15 protein-coding genes and 14 pseudogenes are annotated in these 19,111 nt (G+C 72.9%); 10 read left to right on the top strand and 19 right to left on the bottom strand.

The features are described from left to right. Window positions 1-215: 215 nt before the first annotated feature. From UK94_RS27225 to UK94_RS27210, 6 genes and pseudogenes are all read right to left on the bottom strand, one after another. Window positions 216-479: a hypothetical protein gene (locus tag UK94_RS27225; RefSeq protein WP_041940231.1), complete on the bottom strand. Its 264-nt coding sequence runs from the start codon at window positions 477-479 to the stop codon at window positions 216-218. A 95-nt stretch (window positions 480-574) separates the two neighbouring features. Then, window positions 575-1,465, bottom strand: a pseudogene (locus tag UK94_RS27220) (anion permease); the annotation flags it as partial. Between the two features lies 1 nt (window position 1,466). Beyond that, window positions 1,467-1,527, bottom strand: a pseudogene (locus tag UK94_RS67075) (hypothetical protein); the annotation flags it as partial. A gap of 1 nt (window position 1,528) precedes the next feature. Further along, window positions 1,529-1,723, bottom strand: a 195-nt coding sequence (locus UK94_RS67070; protein ID WP_235490123.1) for an inorganic phosphate transporter, incomplete at its 3' end; no start/stop codon positions are given. 94 nt (window positions 1,724-1,817) lie between these two features. Beyond that, window positions 1,818-3,152, bottom strand: coding sequence for an aldolase/citrate lyase family protein (locus UK94_RS27215; RefSeq protein ID WP_011602656.1), 1,335 nt, complete (start codon window positions 3,150-3,152; stop codon window positions 1,818-1,820). Window positions 3,153-3,275: 123 nt separating this feature from the next. Beyond that, on the bottom strand, window positions 3,276-4,109 hold the full coding sequence (locus UK94_RS27210) for a TetR/AcrR family transcriptional regulator (RefSeq protein WP_055752071.1): 834 nt from the start codon (window positions 4,107-4,109) through the stop codon (window positions 3,276-3,278). Window positions 4,110-4,202: 93 nt separating this feature from the next. Between UK94_RS27210 and UK94_RS27205 the strand changes: the two genes are divergently transcribed. Continuing rightward, window positions 4,203-4,625, top strand: a complete 423-nt coding sequence (locus tag UK94_RS27205) for a VOC family protein (RefSeq protein WP_011602658.1) — start codon at window positions 4,203-4,205, stop codon at window positions 4,623-4,625. A gap of 16 nt (window positions 4,626-4,641) precedes the next feature. Here the strand turns inward: UK94_RS27205 and UK94_RS27200 are convergent, their stop codons facing one another. The 6 genes and pseudogenes from UK94_RS27200 to UK94_RS67050 all read right to left on the bottom strand — a co-directional run. Further along, window positions 4,642-5,064: a ferredoxin family protein gene (locus UK94_RS27200; protein ID WP_055752070.1), complete on the bottom strand. Its 423-nt coding sequence runs from the start codon at window positions 5,062-5,064 to the stop codon at window positions 4,642-4,644. A gap of 119 nt (window positions 5,065-5,183) precedes the next feature. Beyond that, a pseudogene (locus UK94_RS75200) lies at window positions 5,184-5,385 on the bottom strand (amidohydrolase/deacetylase family metallohydrolase); the annotation flags it as partial. Window position 5,386: 1 nt separating this feature from the next. Next, window positions 5,387-5,499, bottom strand: a pseudogene (locus UK94_RS67065) (hypothetical protein); the annotation flags it as partial. A 1-nt stretch (window position 5,500) separates the two neighbouring features. Next, window positions 5,501-5,863, bottom strand: a pseudogene (locus tag UK94_RS67060) (amidohydrolase/deacetylase family metallohydrolase); the annotation flags it as partial. Between the two features lies 1 nt (window position 5,864). Continuing rightward, window positions 5,865-5,921 (bottom strand): hypothetical protein (locus UK94_RS67055; RefSeq protein ID WP_235490144.1); only part of this gene is annotated, 57 nt, incomplete at its 3' end. Window positions 5,922-6,012: 91 nt separating this feature from the next. Beyond that, a pseudogene (locus UK94_RS67050) lies at window positions 6,013-6,695 on the bottom strand (amidohydrolase/deacetylase family metallohydrolase); the annotation flags it as partial. A 210-nt stretch (window positions 6,696-6,905) separates the two neighbouring features. On the opposite strand from UK94_RS67050, the pseudogene UK94_RS67045 reads away from it, so the two are divergent. The 4 genes and pseudogenes from UK94_RS67045 to UK94_RS67035 form a co-directional block, all read left to right on the top strand. Further along, window positions 6,906-7,082: pseudogene (locus UK94_RS67045) on the top strand (LysR family transcriptional regulator); the annotation flags it as partial. A 21-nt stretch (window positions 7,083-7,103) separates the two neighbouring features. Continuing rightward, the gene (locus tag UK94_RS27190) at window positions 7,104-7,817 is read left to right on the top strand and encodes a substrate-binding domain-containing protein (RefSeq protein ID WP_313949604.1); all 714 of its coding nucleotides are present in this window, start codon (window positions 7,104-7,106) and stop codon (window positions 7,815-7,817) included. A gap of 191 nt (window positions 7,818-8,008) precedes the next feature. Beyond that, window positions 8,009-8,169: pseudogene (locus UK94_RS67040) on the top strand (bacterioferritin); the annotation flags it as partial. A 1-nt stretch (window position 8,170) separates the two neighbouring features. Further along, on the top strand, window positions 8,171-8,448 hold a 278-nt coding region (locus tag UK94_RS67035; RefSeq protein ID WP_268761670.1), incomplete at its 5' end, for a ferritin-like domain-containing protein. A 38-nt stretch (window positions 8,449-8,486) separates the two neighbouring features. Here the strand turns inward: UK94_RS67035 and UK94_RS67030 are convergent. From UK94_RS67030 to UK94_RS67015, 5 genes and pseudogenes are all read right to left on the bottom strand, one after another. Then, window positions 8,487-8,655 (bottom strand): annotated as a pseudogene (locus tag UK94_RS67030) (adenosine deaminase); the annotation flags it as partial. 1 nt (window position 8,656) lies between these two features. After that, on the bottom strand, window positions 8,657-9,590 hold a 934-nt coding region (gene add / locus UK94_RS27180), incomplete at its 3' end, for an adenosine deaminase (RefSeq protein WP_268761669.1). A gap of 26 nt (window positions 9,591-9,616) precedes the next feature. Next, window positions 9,617-10,020: pseudogene (locus tag UK94_RS67025) on the bottom strand (amidohydrolase family protein); the annotation flags it as partial. Window position 10,021: 1 nt separating this feature from the next. Continuing rightward, a pseudogene (locus tag UK94_RS67020) lies at window positions 10,022-10,654 on the bottom strand (amidohydrolase family protein); the annotation flags it as partial. Between the two features lies 1 nt (window position 10,655). Beyond that, window positions 10,656-11,056: amidohydrolase family protein (locus tag UK94_RS67015; RefSeq protein WP_235490140.1), on the bottom strand; the 401-nt coding region annotated here is incomplete at its 3' end. A 200-nt stretch (window positions 11,057-11,256) separates the two neighbouring features. Here UK94_RS67015 and UK94_RS27170 point away from each other — a divergent pair. Continuing rightward, window positions 11,257-12,177: an RNA methyltransferase gene (locus UK94_RS27170; RefSeq protein ID WP_041940236.1), complete on the top strand. Its 921-nt coding sequence runs from the start codon at window positions 11,257-11,259 to the stop codon at window positions 12,175-12,177. A 228-nt stretch (window positions 12,178-12,405) separates the two neighbouring features. On the opposite strand, the gene UK94_RS75195 is transcribed toward UK94_RS27170, so the two are convergent. Together UK94_RS75195 and UK94_RS27160 are read right to left on the bottom strand one after the other, a co-directional pair. Beyond that, the coding region (locus tag UK94_RS75195; protein ID WP_268761672.1) for a DUF2752 domain-containing protein at window positions 12,406-12,589 on the bottom strand (184 nt) is incomplete at its 3' end. Window positions 12,590-12,914: 325 nt separating this feature from the next. After that, on the bottom strand, window positions 12,915-13,259 hold a 345-nt coding region (locus tag UK94_RS27160), incomplete at its 3' end, for a hypothetical protein (RefSeq protein WP_235490119.1). A 3,559-nt stretch (window positions 13,260-16,818) separates the two neighbouring features. Here UK94_RS27160 and UK94_RS27145 point away from each other — a divergent pair. From UK94_RS27145 to UK94_RS67000, 4 genes and pseudogenes are all read left to right on the top strand, one after another. Beyond that, window positions 16,819-18,207 carry a MarR family transcriptional regulator gene (locus UK94_RS27145; RefSeq protein ID WP_055752063.1) on the top strand — a complete coding sequence of 463 codons (1,389 nt, stop codon included), beginning with the start codon at window positions 16,819-16,821 and terminating at the stop codon, window positions 18,205-18,207. A 209-nt stretch (window positions 18,208-18,416) separates the two neighbouring features. Continuing rightward, window positions 18,417-18,542 (top strand): annotated as a pseudogene (locus UK94_RS75190) (hypothetical protein); the annotation flags it as partial. Window position 18,543: 1 nt separating this feature from the next. Continuing rightward, window positions 18,544-18,849 (top strand): annotated as a pseudogene (locus UK94_RS67005) (ABC transporter substrate-binding protein); the annotation flags it as partial. 1 nt (window position 18,850) lies between these two features. Further along, a pseudogene (locus UK94_RS67000) lies at window positions 18,851-19,091 on the top strand (amino acid ABC transporter substrate-binding protein); the annotation flags it as partial. Window positions 19,092-19,111 lie beyond the last annotated feature (20 nt).

The raw sequence follows: 19,111 nt of genomic DNA, 5'->3' as shown, positions 1-19,111 counted from the left end.
AGCCACTGGATGATGGATGCCAGCAACGGAGGCAACGCCACGCCACTCACCTTTCCTTCACCTCCCGGGCGACTCCGGGAACCGACCAATGACGTTCCCTGTCGGCACCGTCATGTTCCCTGTCGGCACCGTCATGTTCCCTGTCGGCACCGTCATGTTCCCTGTCGGCACCGTCCCGTTCCCTGTCGGCACCGTCCCGTTCCCTGTCGGCACCGTCACGTTCCTGCGACAACGGAGTAGATACCCCAGCCGATCGCGGCCAGCACCACGGCGAAGCACGCCGCGCCGGCGGCGATCCCGAGCGGATTCGTCCCGATGACGCGGTCGCCGCCCGCCTCGTCGACGGCGGGCACGCCGCCCCGACCCGGCAGGCTCACCGCGCGCAGCCCGACCGCGAACAGCGCGGGCAGCCCCGCCCCGGCGAGCAGGCCGATGACGACGATCTTCCACAGGGCGTCCAGGTCGATCCAGGAATCCATGCCCGCCTCTCCCTTCGTCACGTCCACCGGTCGTCACCAGGATCCGTCCGACGGGCGACCGGCCGTCTCGTCCGAAACCGCTGTGCGCGCGTACCTCAGGCCGCGACCGACTCCTTGGCGTCCGCGGGGGCGGTCGCGCCGTCCCACTCGTCGTTGACGTTGTGGTGGCTGACCGGTGTCCGGCGGGCTCGCAGGTACAGCAGGACGGACGCGATCACCAGCAGCACGAAGACGATCACCACGCCGGGGGTGCCGCCGATGCCCTGGGCGATCCCGTAGCATCCGGCGCCGACGAGCCCGGCGGCCGGCAGGGTGAACAGCCACGCGGTCGCCATCCGACCGGCGACGCTCCACCGCACCTCGGCGCCCTTGCGGCCCAGGCCGGTGCCGAGGATCGAGCCCGTCGCCACGTGCGTCGTCGACAGGGAGTACCCGAAGTGGCTGGAAAGCAGGATCGTCGCGGCCGAGGACGACTCGGCGGCCATGCCCTGCGGGGAGTCGATCTCGACCAGTCCCTTGCCGAGGGTCCGGATCACCCGCCAACCACCGAGGTAGGTACCGAGGCTGATCGCGAGCGCGCAGCTCAGGATCACCCAGAACGGGGCCTTGGAGCCGGCGTCCACCGTGCCGTTGGCGATGAGGGCCAGGGTGATGACGCCCATCGTCTTCTGCGCGTCGTTCGTGCCGTGCGCGAGCGAGACGAGCGACGCCGAGCCGATCTGGCCGATCCGGAATCCGTGGCTGCGCGTCCGGTCCGGGACACCGCGACTGAGCCGGTAGATCAGGTAGGTTCCCACGGTCGCGATGAGGGCGGCGATCACCGGGGAAAGGCCGGCCGGAATGATTACCTTCGACACGACGCCATGCCATTTGACGCCGTCCGTGCCGGCGGCGGCCATGGTCGCCCCGATGACCCCGCCGATGAGGGCGTGAGATGAACTCGACGGTATTCCGAAGAACCAGGTCAGCAAATTCCAGGTAATGCCNCCCACCAGGCCCGCGAAGACCACCGTCAGCGTGACGATATGGGTGTTGACCAGGCCACTTGNGATCGTCGCGGCCACGCTGAGCGACAGGAACGCGCCGACGAGATTCAGTGCCCCGGACAGGGCGACGGCGACCTTCGGGGGCAGCGCCCGCGTCGCGATCGAGGTCGCCATCGCGTTGCCGGTATCATGGAACCCGTTTGTGAAGTCGAAGGCCAGCGCGGTCAGGACCACCAAAACCAGGATGCCGTCGTTCACGCTGTCTGTTGTAGACCTCAACTGGGCTCATGTCGACCCGTCGGGAACATCCAGAACGGGGTATCGAACGATGTTCGCCGCCGTTCACCTATTATTAATGCAAAGAACTACCGCTGTTTGGTTTATCGAGTGACGCCTGGCCGGCGGGGGTGGTCGTGTTGGATTTCCGCCGGCCACCCAGGCGGGTGACCGTCGCCCGGTCGAGGCCCGCGGCGGCGAGGCGCGGGTCGTCCAGCAGGCCCGCGTCCAGCGCCCGCAGGACGTGCCCGGCCAGGGCCCGCCCCGTCGCCGGTTCGTCGGCGACCGCGCCGGACTGCCGGGCGGCGGCGTGGTCGGCCAGCCGGGTCAGCGCCTCGTCGAGCCCGGCCAGTAGGCAGCCGGCCACCGTCGCGTGCCGGCTCACCAACTGCCCGGGATGCAGGTCCCAGCCCTGGTAGAGGCCACGGTGCCAGGCGCGGCGGACCAGCTCGGCGTGCCGGTGCCAGGCGCGGCGCACGTCGTCGCCGGAGGCGCCCGGCCGCTCGTCGCCGTCGACGGGCAGCAGGTTCGACGAACCGTCCGCGACGTCGACGCCGGTGCCGGCCGCGGCGAGCTGCATCATCGTCGTGGCGAACTCCACCGCCGGGTGGTCGCTGGCCTGGTGCGCGGCCGTGATCCCGAGCGCCGCCGAGTAGTCGTAGGTGCCGACATGCAGCCCGACGAGGCGGCCGGGGCCCAGGTCGAGGCCGGAGCGCACCAGTTCGGGCAGGGCGAGCACCGCGGCCGGCGTCTCGACCTGCACCTCAAGACCGATCGGGTCGAGCCCCAGCCGCCGCTCCAGCTCGCCGAGGACGTCGGCGAAGACCCGCAGGTGCCGTGGGTCGCTGACCTTCGGCAGGGTCACCACCAGGCCGGGCGGCGGGGAGTCGTCGCCGACGAGCGCGGTGAGGAACAGGTCGAGGCTGCGCAGCCCGCGGACGCGGACCAGCGGATCGAGTGACTTGGGCCGCAGCCCGTAGCGGGCGGGCAGGGCCCCGGCGGCCGACGCGGCGCGCAGTGCCTCGGCCGCGCGCACGGCGTCGGCGTCCTCGACGTCGTCCGGCCGCAGGCCGTAGCCGTCCTCCAGGTCGACCCGCAGGTCCTGGATCGGCTCGACGGCGAGCGCGCGCCGGGTGTGGGCGTGGACGGCCGCGGCGACCTGCGGCCGCGGGTCGCCACCGGTCGCCGCGGCGAGTGTCGCCGGGTCGGCGCCGTACGTCGCGAGCAGGGCGCTTGCCCGGGCGCCCCAGGCCGGCACGACGTCGGGGACCATCTGATCTGCGGGCAGGTAGCAGGTGTGGACGGGCTGGCGGGCGCCGGTGTCGCCCGGATGGCGGGCGGCGAGGTCCGCGTCGACGAGGTCGAGGGCGGCGGTCAGTCGGGCGACGACATCGGGCGGCAGCGTCGGCATACGCCCAGTCTCCGGCCTTCGCCGGTCCGGTCGCCGGCCGGGGCGCTACTCGGAGCGTCACTCGGGGCGCCTACTCGGGGCGGCTACTCGGGGCGCTGGTCAGGGCGCTGGTCAGGGCGCTGGTCAGGGCGCTGGTGAAGGTGCCGAGTCGGGCGTCGGGTCGGGCCCCGGTGGACGCTCACCGGTATCCACGGCGCGGGCGGGTTCGATGAGCGCGGCCAACCCGTCGAGGACCCTGGCCAGGCCGAAGCGGAAGGCGTGTCCGGGGTCGTGCGCGCTGCCGCGGGCCGCCCCGGCCGCGCTGCCGACCCGGACGGCCAGCGGGAAGGCATCCGGGTCGAGGAGTCGGGCCAGCAGTGGGCCGGCCCGGTCCCACCACTGCTGGTCGGACAGGCCGTCGGCCGCCCGCGTCTCGTTCGCGTCGATCGCGGCCCGCGCGTTCGCCTGGACGAAGGACAGCAGGTGGGTGAGGCAGTCATCCATCTCGGTGTCACTGAGCCCGAGGCCGTCGAGCGCGGCGAGTTCGTGCTCGTACTTGGCGATCGAGCCCGGCCCCAGCGACGGGCGCAGCGTGGAGACGGCGGCGGCCCAGGGATGGGCCTCGAACAGGGCCCTGTTCTCCCTGGCGATCGCGGCCAGCCGCTTCCGCCAGGGTTCGCCGGTGCTGTCTGCGCGCTCCATCCGGGCGTAGGTCGCGTCGAGCATGAGGTCGAGCAGCTCGGCCTTGCCAGGGACGTAGGTGTACAGCGTCATCGGGACGACCTCCAGCGCCTGCGCGACGCGGCGCATCGTCACCGCCGCCAGACCCTCCCCATCCGCCAGGGTGACGGCGGCGTCGACGACCGCGTCGACGCTGAGCCCGCGGGCGGGTCCTCGGCGCGGGGTCGCCGAGGGGTCGCGCCAGAGCAGGGCGAGGGTCCTGACGGGGTCGCCGGCGCTGGTCCGGTCGCTGGGCATGGATCTCCGTTCTTACTTCATACGGCGTACTATGTACCTCGTACAAGATTCTCGTGCGATCAGGCCGCCCGCACGCACCTCGGGANCGCAGTCATGAAGATCACCTCCTCCGCCGTGTCGCTCAATGTCGAGGATGTCGCCGCGTCCAGCGCCTTCCTCGCCGAGCACTTCGCCTTCGCCGAGCAGATGGCCGCGGACGGCTTCGCCTCGCTGGCGCGCGAGGACGCCGGCATGAACGTCGTGTTCCTGCGGCGCGGTCTCGCAACGCTGCCCGCCGATCAGCGCGACGAGCACGCCGCCGGCCTCATCCTCGCCTTCGTCGTCGACGACCTGGAAGGGGAGTTGGCCCGGTTGCAGGCCGAGGGGGTCGCCATCACGATGCCGCTGACCGTGGAGGAGTGGGGCGAGCGGGCGTTCCAGGTCCGGGACCCCAACGGGGTGATCGTCCAGCTCGTCGACTGGAACGGCTCCGAGGCGGCGGGGCAGGCCGCGCCGGCCGGGGACGCCGACCGGTAGGTAGGGCCCGCTCGGCTCAGGCCAGCGGGGGGACCGCCTGCGCCTGCGCTTCCGGCGCCGGCGCCGCCGGGTCCGTCGATCGGTTCGTCGCCGGGTCGCCGACCGCGGGTCGAGCGGCCGTCACCAGGTCGGTGTCGACTCCGACCGGCCCGAGCATGCCCGCGCCACCCGGGGCGCCGATCGGCTTCGGCCGACCGGACAGGGGGCGGTAGAAGAACGCGTGCGCGTCGCCGAGGTGTGCGTGGCCGTCGCCGTCGAGGTCGCGCTCCCACACGATCGCGTCGACGGGGCAGACCCGCGCGCAGGCGCCGCAGTCGATGCACTCCTCCGGATGGATGTACAGCTTGCGCCGGCCCTCGTAGACGCAGTCGACCGGGCACTCGTCGACGCAGGACCGGTCGGTGACGTCGATGCAGGCCGCGGTGATGACGTAGACCATCCGCGCGCTCAGCCCCGGCCCGCGGTCGGCACGGGAACATCCGGNGAACCTGTGGTGCCCGTGGTGCCCGTGGTGCCCGGGGTGTTCGGGGAGGTCGCGACGGCCGGGAAAACGGGGGNGGCCGGGGGTGAAGCCGCCGCCGGCGCTGGGCGCACCGATCGGGGGGGTCGATGCGCGGCACCGGCGGCGGCGGTCTCGGTGGGGGGCGTCCGGCTTCCCGTGCCCGGACCATCATCGCTCAGGTCGCCAGAGTCGAGGGAGTCAACTCGGTAACCCGGTCCGAACTGCCCTGTTGCTTTGTACCAAACGCCCCCTCGGAGGNAGCCGACCGGGGTCAGCCGGCGCGGGTGGGAGATGGTCTCGAACCCGTCCGTGAACGAGCACTCGCCCGTCTCCACCCGCAGGACGCTGACCTCGGCGTCGCGCCCGACGTCGNGGGAACCGAGCTGCGCCGAGCGCCCGATCGCCGCCGCGGTGTTGGCCGTCGCCATCGCGATGACGTCGACGAGGTCGACCCCGAGCGCCCAGATCTTCGACATCGTCTCGGGCAGTGACCAGACCGGGCCGGCGGTGTTGAACAGGTTCAGGTCGGTGCTGATCGTCGTGGGCAGGTAGCCGAGGTCGAACAGCGCCCGGGCCGCAGCGAAACGGAAGTCCGAACCGGAATGCCCGACGTCGAGGCGCAGGCCCGCCTCGACCGCGGCGGCAAAGCGCCCGTCGACGGCGGTGTCGTCGTCGACGAGGATCCCGGAGTGGCCGCGGAAGGCGTGCGTGACGATGTCGCCGGGGCGCAGGGCGGNGATCGCGTCCAGGTTGGCCAGGCTCGGCGTGTAGGGGTAGCGGCCGAGATGCACCATGATCGGCAGATTGCCGGCGATGGACTTCGCACCCTCCAGGAACGGGGAGGTCCGGGGGTCGTCGGTGACGGTGGCCCGCACCTTGAAGCCNACAATCATGTCCTGGTGCGCCTCGACGGTCGCGGCGGTGGCGTCGAGGTCGAGGTTGCGGGGATCGGCTGCGATCTCCAGCCGGTGCGCGAGGAAGTCCTTCGTCGCCAGGTACAGCAGGCACGGGTCGAGGAAGGCGAGCACCCGGGTCCGCACGGTGGGGCCCTCGACGAAGGCCCGGGCCAGGCCGAAGGTCCGCACGCCGGAGGTGCCGCCGTCGACGACGACCGGGACGCCCACGTCGACGCCGGCCCGGTCCGGGTGCACGCAGAAGTCGCCGAGCCCCGGGTAGACGTGGGTGTGCAGATCGATCAGCCCCGGCGTCACGATCAGGCCTCGACAGTCGACGATGACCGTCGCCCCGCCCTCGACCCTGCCGCCCGCGGCGCCCGAGCCGACCGCGCCGCTTGCCAGGACCGCGCCGCTCGCCAGGACCGCGCCGCTCGCCAGGACCGCGCCGCTCGCCAGGACCGCGCCGCTTGCCAGGACCGCGCCGCTCGCGCCGGCTCGATGCGCGTCCGCCTCGTCGGCGGGCACGACGGCGCTGATCCGGCCGTCGACGCAGAACACGTCCGCGATCCGGTCGACGCCGTTCGCCGGGTCGATCACCCGGCCGCCCGCGAGCACGGTCACCGGCCGACCCGCGCCGGCTGCCACCCCGTCCCATGCGCTGCCCTCGGACATGCTCCTCCGCGTCCCGTGCGCCAGGACGCCGCCCGTCGGGCGGCGCCGCGGCCGACACCGTCGTCGGCGAGCCGAACCGTTCCGCCCGATCGTCCGTCACCGCCNCCGGAGCCGTCCAAGACGCAAACGGCCGATGGGCGATAGTGGTTCACCTATGGGCCTCCCGGCGGCCAAGGGTTCCGGAGATCGACGGGGGATACAACGACAGACATGCGGGGATGGCTGAACCTTCGCCAGGCGGCCTATTTCATCGTGGTCGCCGAGGAGGAGTCGTTCACCCGGGCCGCGGCCCGCCTGCACATCGCCCAGCCCTCGCTGTCCCAGCAGATCCGCGCGCTCGAACGCCAGCTCGACGTGGTCCTGCTGGAGCGGACGTCGCGCGGGGTGNGTCCCACCGCGGCCGGGCGGGTGTTCCTCGACGGCGCGCGTTCGGCGCTCGCCGCGGCGGAGGGTGCCGTGGCCCGCGCCCGAGCCACCGCCGGCCACGGCGGCGGGGCGCTGCACGTCGCGACCGTGACGTCGCTGGCGACCTGGGTCCTGCCGCGGGCGGTCGCGCGCTGGCGGCCCGGCCATCCCGACATCACCCTGCGTATCACCGAGTTTCCCGACCGCCGCACGCTGGAGGCGTTCATGGCGGGCGGTGAGGCCGACGTCGGCATCGGCCCGCGCCCGGCGACCTGGTCGGGGCCGGTCCGCGGGCTTGGCCACGAGCGCTTCGTCGTCGTGGTCCCCGCGGCCGATCCGCGTGCCGGGCGGGCCGGGATCGAGCTCCAGGCGTTCGCCGACCAGGACTGGGTCCTCTACGCCCCGGACCACGGCCTGTCCGAGCTGGTACGCGAGGCGTGCGCGGCCGCCGGCTTCACCCCGCGCGGCGTCGTGGAGACGCGCCAGGTCGACGCCGCGGCCCGGCTCGCCGCCGCCGGGCTCGGCGCCGCCCTGGTCCCCGAGCCCGCCGTCCCGAACGATCTCGCCGCGAACCGGGTCGACCTCGCCGCACCACCGCTGCGCGAGGTCGTCGCCTACGCCCGCGCCGCCTTCACCCCCGCCGCCTTCGGCTTCGTCGACCTGCTCGCCGCCCTCGACGTCGGCCTCACCCGTCCCGGCGGCGCCGTCCTGACCTGATCACTCGCAAATGATCATCATGGGAGTTCCCCGGTTTATGTGCCTAGTCCGGTGACATATAGTCGACGATGGCGCCGTGCCCGGCTGGTGCCGGTGCGCCTCGCCGGGTCAGTGGAGGGACGGACACATGGCTGACACGCAGACCACCCCGGTCACCGAGNTGTTGAACGAGCTGCTCGGCAGCTACTGGNCGGGCTACGCCCAGCACCGCACCCATCTGGTCCTCGTCGAGTCCTGGGGTCTGCACGGTCTGGCCGCGGGCATGGCCCAGCGGATCGCCGACGAGCCGGTCACCATCGCCGCGGTGCTGAACCGGCTGCTCGACCTCGGCGGCCGACCGGACTTCGTGGTGNCCAAGCCGGCCATCGGGACGACCCTGCGCGAGGTGCTGGAGAACGACCTGGCGGCACAGCGCGGCGCCCGTCCCGGCCTGAACCAGGCGGCGGAGGTCGCCGCCGCCGAGCACGACGCGACCACCCGCATCCTGATCGAGACCGTTCTCGCCGACGAGGAACGGCACCTGTCCTGGCTCGACACCGAGCTGTCGCTCTACCACCGGCTCGGCGAGCCGCTCTACACCGCGCAGCGCCTCGCCGTGGCCACCGCCGACGCCTCCCCGTCGCCGGCCTGAGCCACGCCCCCGTCTGTCCGGAGGCCTCGGCGCCCGATTTATCCCTCTGGATAGACGGGGGAGGCGGCGAGGCGGGGGCGCAGGGTGTCGGCGGCGGTGTGGATGCGGGCGCGCAGGGCGCGGGCGTCGTCGTCGGGAAGCCAGCTTGCGGTGACGCCGTCGAGGGCGATCGCGACCATGTCGTCGAACGAGTAGTCGAACGCGGTGNCCACGGAGGCGTATTCGTAGCCGAGATCCAGGTCGGTCAGGGCCGGGTCGTCGGTGTTGAGGGTGGCGAGCAGGCCGCCGGCACGCATGGCGGGGTAGGGATGGTCGGCGAGCGCCGGGAAGGCGTTGGCGATGCGGATGTTGGAGTTCGGGCAGACGGTCAACGGGATCCGCTCGGCGGCAAACCGTGTCATCAGCTCGGGGTCGTCAACCAGGGACAGGCCGTGGTCGACCCGCTCGGCGCCGAGCACGTCGACGAGCGTCGCGATGGCCGTCGGCGGGCTGTTCTCGCCCTGGTGGCCGGTGCGCCGCAGGCCGTGCCGGGCGGCGAGCCGGTAGGCGTCGGCGAAGGAGGCCGGGTCCACCCCCCGCTCGGTGGAGTCCATCCCGACGCCGAGCACCCGTTCGACGCCGGGCGCCCCGGCCCGGCGCAGCCGGACCAGGTCCTCGACCATCGCGACGCCGGCGGACGGCCCGAAGGCCCGGTCGACGTCCGCGATGAGCATCGCGACCGAGCCGGTCTCGGTCTCGGCCGCCGCCAGGCCCTCGCTGAGCCCGGCGACGATGTCACCCAGCGCCGAGCCCGCGGCCAGGTGACGGGCGGGGGTGAAGAACAGCTCGGCGTAGACCCGGCCGTGCGCCGCCGCGTCGAGCACGCTCTCGTAGCCGAGCCGCGCCCAGTCGTCCCGCGTGGTCAAGGTCGACTGGACCAGCCAGAACACCGTGAGGAACTCGTCGAGGGAGTTGTAGGTGTACAGCTCGGTGACATCCGTCGTGGGCAGCGGGAGGCCGGCTCGGGTGGCGAGTTCGACCACGGTCGCCGGGCGCATCGTTCCCTCGACGTGACAGTGCAGCTCGACCTTCGGTAGCGCGTCGAGGGCTTCGGTGAGGGTCAGCGGTCTGATGTCGCGGGCGGGTTCGTGACCGCCGCTCATCGGACCGCCGCTCATCGGACCGCCGCTCATCGGACCGCCGTGCCCGCGCCGGCCTGGGGGATGGTGGCGGGATCGATGCCGGCGTCGTCGAAGGCGCCCTGGATGCCGGCGGCCAGCGTGCGGTGCCGGTCGAGCATCGCGGGCAGGTCGGGGTGCACGGGCCGGCCGTCCTCGACGACGAGCCGGCCGGCCACGACGGTGTGCCGCGCGGCCACCGGGCCGCAGCGCAGCCAGGCGTCGATCGGATCGGACAGCGCCCCGGCGAAGGCGACCCCGTCCAGGGGCCAGACGACCAGGTCGCCGACCGCCCCGACGGACAGCTCGCCGATCTCACCCACCCGGCCGAGGCAGCCCGCGCCGCCGCGGGTGGCGATCTCCAGCGCGTCGCGGGCCGACATCGCGGCGGAGCCGTGCCGCAGCCGGCCGAGCANCATCGCCGTGCGGGCCTCCAACCACAGCGACGCCGAGTCCGCCGACGACGAACCGTCGCAGCCGAGACCCACCGGGACACCGGCCGCCCGCAGTTCGGCGACCGGCGCGAGCCCGCCACCGAGGATCATGTTGCTGCTCGGGCAGTGCGCCACCCCGGTGCCCCAGGCGCCCAGCCGGGCGACCTCCTCGGGGTTCGGGCAGATGCAGTGCGCCACCCACGCCCGATCCCCGGCCCAGCCGACCTCGGCGAACTGGTCGATGGGCCGGCGGCCGAACACCGCCAGGCAGTACTCGTCCTCCTCGGGATCCTCGGCCAGATGGGTGTGCAGGCGCACGTCGAGCCGCTCGGCCAGCTCGGCGGTGGTGCGCATGAGCGCCGGGCTGACCGAGAACGGTGAGCAGGGCGCGAGCGCCACGCGCACCATCGCGCCCCACGACCGGTCGTGGTGGCGGGCGACCAGCCGGGCCGACTCGGCGAGGATCTCGTCGTCGTCCTGAACCACCGAGTCGGGCGGCAGGCCCCCGTCCTTCACCGACAGCGACATCGATCCGCGCGTCGGGTGGAACCGCACGCCGAGGGCCGTCGCTGCGGCGATCTCGGCCGAGATCAGGTCCCCGCCGCCGCGTGGATGNACGTAGAGGTGGTCGGTGGTCGTGGTGCAGCCGCCGAGCGCCAGCTCGGTGAGCCCGACGTAGGCCGAGACGTGCACCGCCTCCTCGTCCAGCCGTGACCAGAGCGGGTACAGCGTCGACAGCCAGGTGAACAGGGTGCCGCCCAGGGCCGGAGCGAAGGCACGGGTGAGGTTCTGGTAAATGTGATGGTGCGTGTTCACCAGGCCGGGCGTGACGAGTGCGCCGTCGGCCCGCAGGGTGCGTCCGGCCGCCGGCGGCGGGTCGGCCGGGCCGCCGATTGCGCTGACCAGGCCGTCGGTCACCGCGACCCACCCGCCGCGGATCTCCCGGCGGTCGGCGTCCACGGTCGCGACCAGCTCGGCGCCGACGACGAGCAGATCGGCGGGAACGGGAGCGGTGATGGGACGGGAGACGGCGGGCCCCGGCGTGGATGCCGGTGTCGGTGTCGGCGTTGCGGCCGGTGCCGGTGGGGGCGTGGGGTGCGGCTCGGTCATGGGCGCCGATTCTGCGTCCCGCTCATTACGCCCGGGTGTCACCGGCCGCGTCCGGAGGTTCCGGCGTGCCCGCTGACCTGCCCGGATCCGCCGCGGCGCAGGTCTCGATGCCGGCCTCGACGCGGATCGTGGCAATCGACGACCCGGCGGATTCCCGCGTCGACGACTACGTCGCCCTCACCGATGTCGCCCTGCGCCGGCGCCGGGAGCCGGCCGACGGGCTGTTCATCGCCGAGGGCGAGCGGGTCATCACCCGGGCGCTGCGGGCCGGCTACCGGCCCCGCTCGGTCCTGGTCTCCCCGGCCCGGCTGGGCGCGGTGCCGGCGGACCTGCCGGCGGATGTCCCCGTCTACGTGGCCGGGGCCGACGTGCTCGCCGCCATCACCGGCTTCGAGGTGCACCGCGGCGCGCTCGCGTCGATGTGCCGACGCCCACCGCTGGCCCCGGCGGACGTGCTCGCCGCCGCGAGGCGGGTCCTCGTCTGCGAGGACATCGTGAGCCACACCAACCTGGGGGCGATCTTCCGCTCGGCCGCCGGTCTCGGGATGGATGCGGTGCTGCTCAGCCCCCGCTGCGCCGACCCGCTCTACCGCCGCTCCGTACGGGTCTCGATGGGCGAGGTCTTCGCCGTGCCCTACGCCCGGCTTGATCCGTGGCCGGGTGCGCTGGGCCTACTCCGCGACGCCGGATTCACCCTGCTGGCGCTGACCCCCGCCGCCGACGCCGCCGATCTCGGCGAGTTCGCCGCCCAGCTCGCCACCGTGGACCCGGTCGGCTCCGGTCCGCCCGGCTCCGGTCCGCCCGACTCCGGCACGGCCGCCCCCGGGTCGACCGTGGATCCGGCGGACCCGGCGGCTGGGGCGCCGGCGCGCGTCGCGCTCCTGCTCGGCACCGAGGGGGCCGGTCTGTCCGAGCCCACGCAGGCGGCGGCGACCGCGCGGGCCCGCATCCCGATGGCGCACGGCGTCGACTCGCTCAACGTCGCCGCCACCGCCGCCATCGCCTGCTACCTGCTGGGCCGGCGCTGACCAGTGCCCGAGCCGGACTCTCGGTGATCCACTGTGCCGCGAAGCCGGGCCGCGACGGGGATCTCTGGGCGCCGCGCTACGACGCGAGCCACGTGCAGCCGGGTAACGGCAGATTGCGCAGCACCCAGAAGGCGATGACCAGTACCGGGATGATCGGCAGCAGCCGGGCGGGGACGCGGGGCAGCGGGCGTTGCCAGCCGGTGGCCCGCGCCACCGCCACCGTCCAGNCGACGACCAGCATCGGCGCGGCGACGACGAAGAACAGGTTGTAGTCCGCGGCCGCGCCGGGATGGCCGTGCAGGAGCTGGTGCAGTCCGCGCAGCGTGCCGCACCCCGGGCAGTCCATCGACGTCGCCCAGCGGAACGGACAGGTGGGGTAGTGGCCGGGCTGAGCCGGGTCGACGAGGTACACCCGCACGGCGGCGGCGGCCGCGATCGCGCCCACCGCGGCGAACCCGCCCAGGCGGGCCCGAGGCGACCAGACCCGAGGCGACCAGACCCTTGGCCCGGNCGCCACGACCGGCGCGGGCGGGCGCTGGTCCGGATGCGGGATCGCGGNCGTCACCCGAGCAGCGTAGCCGGAGCAGGCAGCGGTCCGCGCCTGACGACGCCGATCATGTCGGCGCCCGGCTCGCCGCCCGATGCCCGGGGTGTGGCGTCACGGGCGGTCACTCCAGGTGCAGGGCGCTCTCCTCGGCCGCGGAATTCCTGGTCGCTGCGTTCTCGTCGCCATCGANGGCGGAGTCCTCGAAGTCGGTGTCCTCGAAGGCGGAGGTGTCCTCGCCGTTGACGTCAGCCCGCAGGACCCGGCCCGACTCCCGGCGCTCGGCCTCCAGGTAGGGGTCGGTGTCCGGCTGCTCGGCCGCGAGCTGCTCCGCGAAGGACGAGCCCTCGCGTTCCTCCCGCGGCGTGTGCGGGTACCGGACACTCGCGCTCGGTCGGTCCGGAGCCTCCCAGCTGTCGTCGAGCGGGTCTCGGCCGGCGTCGGTCGAGCCGAGGTCATCGCTGTCGAACGTCTCGGCGGGTTCCAGGGGCGAGTCCTCGCGGTTCCACGAGTCGGAATCCGAGGCTGGTTGTGTCACGGGGGCCTCCCCGACCGCTTCCCGCTGAGCGGCGGTCGTCCGGGACGTGCACCTGGACGGATCGTCGGCGGGTTCGGTCGCTGTCGACATCGGTGCGTCCCGGGCTGTTCCCGGCACGCCTTGACGTTGGACCTTCCCTGGCCCGGCGGTGCTAAGCCCACACGGCGCCGCGCCTTGTGCGACGATGCGCCACCGCCGGCCGCACTGATCCGCAGCCGGCCGGGGTCCGTGTCGACGGGCTCGGTCGAGGTCTGGCCGGACCGCCNGTGGCCTCGGCCGGAAACCGGTGCGGCCAAGGTCCTCTTTCCGTGGCGGTCGACCAAACAATCGCGCGGAGGCGGCTTGGTCGTGTGCCATGATGCGACGGTGTCTCCACCTGAAAAAGTCGCTCCGAGGCCTGGCGCCACCATCTGGCTGAGTTTGGCTGTCGTGGCAGGATTCGGGCCGTATGTGGTGAGCGGAATACGGACGGAGCAGGTGGTCGTCTACGGTGGCCTGCTCCTCGCCCTGCCGTTCGGCGGGATCTTCCGTGGACTGGGGCCGCGGCATCTTCTGGTGGCGCTGATCTGGNCCTTCTTCGCTTTCTACGTGGTGTTGGACTCGATTGGCGTGACGGTTTCTGGGGATTTCTTTCCCGGCTCCCTCCAGGCCGGAGTGGACAACTACGTCTATCCCGCGGCGGTGCTTTTCATGGTCGGTCGGTGGTTGGCGGCGGGCTATACCAGACAGGCCGCACTCGACCGGTTCTGCCAGATCTTCGTACCGATGATGATGTTCAACGGTGTGATCGCGGTGCTGGGGTTGTTCGCCGACCTCTCGCCCGTTCTCTCCGCCTTCNGGGGTGGTGTCGCCCTGGACGGGCAGAGTGTGGCCGTGCTGGCGGCGAACAACGGTCGACTGTCCGGGATCTTCAACCAGCCGGTGGAGGCGGGAGTCGCCTACTCCCTTGCCCTGTTCGCGGCCGTCCACCTGTTCGCCCGACCCGAACGCGGTCGCGACCGGCCGGTCGTCCTCGCGCTCGCCGTGCTGCCGATCCTCGTCGGCGGCCTGCTGTGCGTCTCCAAGATCTTCCTGCTGTGCGGGCTGCCGCTGGCGCTGTGGCAGGCGGCCAGGCTCGGGCGTCCGCTGCGCCGGTTGTCGACCGTCGGTGGTGGGCTGGNCCTGGGCGGCGTCCTGGGCGGCGAGCTGGGGCTCGCGCGATGGAACGGCTCCTGGATGCTGCGGATGCTGATCCCCGGGGCGGGCTCCAACGGCCTGTTCGCCCAGTACACCGCCGACCGGTTCCGGCCGCTCGGAGCCTCCGCGCGGGCCTGGAACTTCGTCCTCGACACCCGGCCCTGGCTCGGCTACGGCGCCGGCGGCCTCGCCGTCCCCTACGACAGCGCCTGGGCCGAGGCCATGGTCGCGGGCGGTCTGCTCGGCGTCGCCCTGCTCGCCGGTGTCCTGCTGCTCGTGGCCGTCACCTGGTGGCGCACCCGGGCGCGGCGCGAGCCGGCGGAACAGCGCTTCGCCACCTGCGTGACCGTGCTGTGCCTGGCCAGCACGCTCGGCCTACCGGTNCTGACCGCCAACCGCGTCGCCCTCTTCCTGTGGATCCTGCTCGCCCTGTTGCTGTTTGCCGACGACGGCGTGCCCAGCCGGATCCTCGTCGGCCCCGGCCGCCCGTTCGCCCCCGCCGCGACGCTGAGCGGGGATCGCCGACACGCGGGCGACAGACGATCCCCGGTGCCGATGCCGCGTCCGCGCGAAGATCGCCCGACTACCCGGACCGGGCAGGGATCGGTTCTTCAGGCCTAGCGCCGGCCGCTCGACGAGCCGCCAGCTCGCCAGCGCCAGCAGGGTCGTGGCGGCCAGGCAGGCGAGGAAGTAGGCCACCAGGCCGAGGCGGTGCAGGCCGTAGACGGCGAGGAGTTGCTGCACCGGCGCCGAGTAGATGTACGTGCCGTAGGACAGGTCGTTNCGGGCGGCGATCTTCCACAGTGGCAGCCNCAGCGCCGCCCACACGCACACGTAGGCCAGCGGAAGGCTGATCACTGTGTGCCCGTCCGGACACAGCAGTCCCGCAGCGGTCAGCGCGACCGCGAGCAGGGCCAGCCGNGAGGAGAACGGCACCCGGTCGGCATACAGGAACAGCAGCGCGCCCGCGAGGAACAGCGAGCCCAGGCGCACCGAGGCGCCGACCAGGTCGCCGGCGAGCAGCGCGGGCAGACGCCCCGGGACCAGCCAGCGCAGCACCCACACCACCCANACCGCCACGGTGAGGCCGCCGACCACCGCCCGTCGGCGGCGCAGCAGGCCGTACGCGCCCAGCGCGGCGATGCCGAGGTAGCACAGCGCCTCCCAGAACAGGGTCCACAGCGAGCCGTCCCACGCGACCGGCCCCCCGGGCACCTCGGCGATGGGCACCTGCCGCGGGGTGCCGGCGATGTCGTAGAAGCGCATCACCAGCAGGCTGTTCGCGATCAGGTAGGTGAAGGGGCCGTGCGGGTGGGAGCCGAAGTAGCCGGCCAGCGTCCGGTGCTCGTGCAGCCAGCCGAGCGGGGCGACGACCATCGCGACGACGACGAGGCACATCNAGAACCCGGGCAGGACGCGCAGGAACCGGTGCCACAGGAACCGGGGGGTGGACCTGACCTGTACGCGGCTGCGGGTGATGAGGAAGCCGCTGATGGCGAAGAAGCAGTCGACGGCGAGTACGGCCGGGTCGTACTGGGCGGTGGGCGCGGAGGCGAATCCCCCGGCAGCCAGGCCATGCTGGACGAAGACGACCATTGCGAGCCCGATCCGCAGGAAACCGAAACTGTTTCGGCGCGGGTCGAACGCCGATTCCAGCGTCTGCCGCGGTTGCGCAGGTCTCATCCGGTCACCACGGTTTCGACATGGATGCCCCGGCCTGACCGGCAATGCAGCCAGGAACACGGCAGCCGGGAACACGGCAGCCGGGAACACGGCAGCCGGGAACACGGCAGCCGGGAACACCGCCGCGGGACGCGGGGTGGCTGCACGGGCAGGACCGGCACCGGCTGAACCGGCGAATCGCGAACCTCAGCACGACGCGCCTGCCTTCCCGGTGGGTGTGAAGGTGGACCCTCGCCCCCAGGCGGGGAAAGACGTCGACCCGTTCCGTGCTGGACGGGCCGGACGGCCATGGCAGTCCGGCAGTCCGGCGGAGTGGGTCCGAACCCTGGCCTCGCCGCNACTCTCCGGCGAAATATAGTCAGCCGTCATTGACGAGTCATTCATGGTGACGCGCCGTGCGTGGCGGAACCGGCTCTGCGGGCTCGACTCCGTCCTGCGGTCGTCCACGCCCATGGGGACAACGCCGGCTACACCGGTCGCCGCTGGCGCTGCGCGGGCATCGGTGGGCATCGGTGGGCGACGGTGGTCCGGGGGATCGCCGTGTCTCGTGCGGATCCGCCCAGGTGGGGATCTACCGAGCGGGGTCGCGGGCGGGCGCGACCGACTGCGCGGATGCCAACGGCAGCAGTATGGACACGATTACCNCGTGGGACGACCCCGCTTGCCACCGGGCAGCAGTTAGCGTATAGCGTCCCGCTTTGTGGCTACTGTTGCTGAGCGGATACTCGACCAGCTCGCCAAGGTTCCCGATGGATTGGACGACGGCAGGCTGGCGGCGGCGATCGGGGCGAGCCGGGGCACGGTGAACCAGGTCTGCCGGCGGCTCGCCCAGACCGGACAGGTGCGCCGCGCGCAGGGCCCCGGCGGCCTCATCCTCAATCGGCTGCCGCAGCCTGCTGCCACGATCCCCGAGATCCCGGGCGACTCCGCACCCGTCACGGAGGCGGCCGTCGAGCCGGTGCCGGCGACCGAGCCGGTCGCCGAGGCCGCCCCGGTGCCGCTCGCGGAGATCCCGCCGACCGGCGAGCCCGAGGCGGCCGCTCTGCCCGAGCCGACCGTTGTGCCCGAGCCGACCGTCGTCGCCGAGTCGACCGTTGTGCCCGAGCCGGTCGCGGAGCTGGAGCCGGTCGCGGAGTCCGGACCGGTTGTCGTGTCCGAGCCGGCCGTCGTGTCCGAGCCGGCCGTCGTGTCCGAGCCGGCCGTCGTGTCCGAGCCGGCCGTCGTGTCCGAGCCGGTCGTCGTGTCCGAGCCGGTCGTCGTGTCCGAGCCGGTCGTCGTGTCCGAGCTGGCCGTTGTGCCCGAGCCGGTCGCGGAGCTGGAGCCGGTCGCGGAGTCCGGACCGGTTGTCGTGTCCGAGCCGGTCGTCGTGTCCGAGCCGGTCGTCGTGTCCGAGCTGGCCGTCGTGTCCGAGCTGGCCGTCGTGTCCGAGCTGGCCGTCGTGTCCGAGCTGGCCGTCGAGCCGGTGGGGGCGGGGGAGCCGGCCCCGGAAGGGGAAGCGGCCGCGGAGCGGGTCGAAGAGTCCGAGCCGGTCGCAGAGTCCGAGCCGGCTGCGGAGGCGGCGCGGGGCGCCGTGCCGGCGCAGCCGCCTGTACAGGTTGCGCAGAAGGTGCCGGCCGAACCGGCCGCCACGCCCGGAACCGGGACCGGGCTGACCTCGGCCCCCAGCGTGGCGGAGGACCCGGTGGCCACGCTCGGGCAGGTTCTGGCAGCCCTTGACGAGGCGATGGCCCGGCTGGGGAGCACGATCCCGTCGGCGTCGGCGAAGGCCCCGGGCGATGCCACGCCGGTGGCGGAGCTGGCGGGCGGTACGGTAGCCGAGCCCTCCGGGACGGAGGCGGTCCTCGCGGCGGCTCCGGCCACCGACGGGGGCGGCAGCCGGACGGGGACCGGCGTTCTCCCATCCGCAGCTCCGGCCACCGACAGCGACGTCGTGGCGCCAGGGGGCGCGGGAACGGGTGACGGGGAGGGCGGTAAGGGCGTGGGCGGGGACAGCTCCCCGACCGCGGAGGAGGCACCGGTGGAGCGCGCGAGCGTGCCTGCGGTGCGTCGAAGCTGGTGGCGCCGCATGTTTGTACGCAACGCTGGTTGATGTAACGGTACGTGGTCAGCGGCGGCTGGTTGGCTGTCGTCAGCCTGACGTATCGAGGACGTCGATCCGGCCGTACCGTGCGAGCGTCACCGATCTACCAGGGGAGAGCATGTCCATGCGAGCGAAATCGCTCGTCGCCGCCGTCGTGCTGTCGTCGCTGGCGCTCGTCGCCTGCGGCAGCCGTGCGGGCAACACCGGGCCGACCACGNCCGCCAGCACGCAGGCCGGCGCCTCGAACAACACCGCCTCCGACGTCGGGGTCACCCCCACCGAGATCAAGATCGGGACGATCGCCGGTCTGAGTAGCGGATTCGGCCCCGACACGTTCTCCGCCTNGTTGTACGGGGCGCGGGCCTACTTCAAGGCGCTCAACGCGGCGGGCGGCGTGAACGGCCGAAGCGTGAACCTCGCCGAGTGCGACGACAAGGGCAGCCCCGACGGGAACGTGAGCTGCGCGCACAAACTCGTCGACGACCAGAAGGTCTTCGCGCTCGCCGGCGTGACCGCCTTCAACTACGCGGGCGCCCAGTACATCAACTCGAAGGGCGTGCCCGACATCGGCGGTCAGCCCGTCGGCACCGAGTACGACCAGTACCCGCACCTGTACTCGATCTACGGCAGCTACTACCCGCGCAACGGCGANCGCCCCGGCTACAACGGCACGCTGTACGCGGGGACCGAGATCTACCGCTGGTTCAAGCAGAACCTGCACACCAACGTCGCCGGGGTCGTGTACTACAACGTGGCCCCGTCCCAGCGCTACGCCAAGTCGGTGGCCGACGGCCTGCGCAAGGAGGGCTACAGCGTCGTCGAGGAGCAGATCAACCTCGGGGCGCCGAACTGGGACTCCGCCGTGCTCGACCTCAAGCGGCGCGGTGTGCAGANCGTCTTCGACGCGATGGAC

Origin of the sequence: Frankia sp. AvcI1 (assembly GCF_001420875.1) — a bacterium.
GTDB classification, from domain to species: domain Bacteria; phylum Actinomycetota; class Actinomycetes; order Frankiales; family Frankiaceae; genus Frankia; species Frankia alni.
This window is presented reverse-complemented; position numbering and strand designations above follow the sequence as displayed.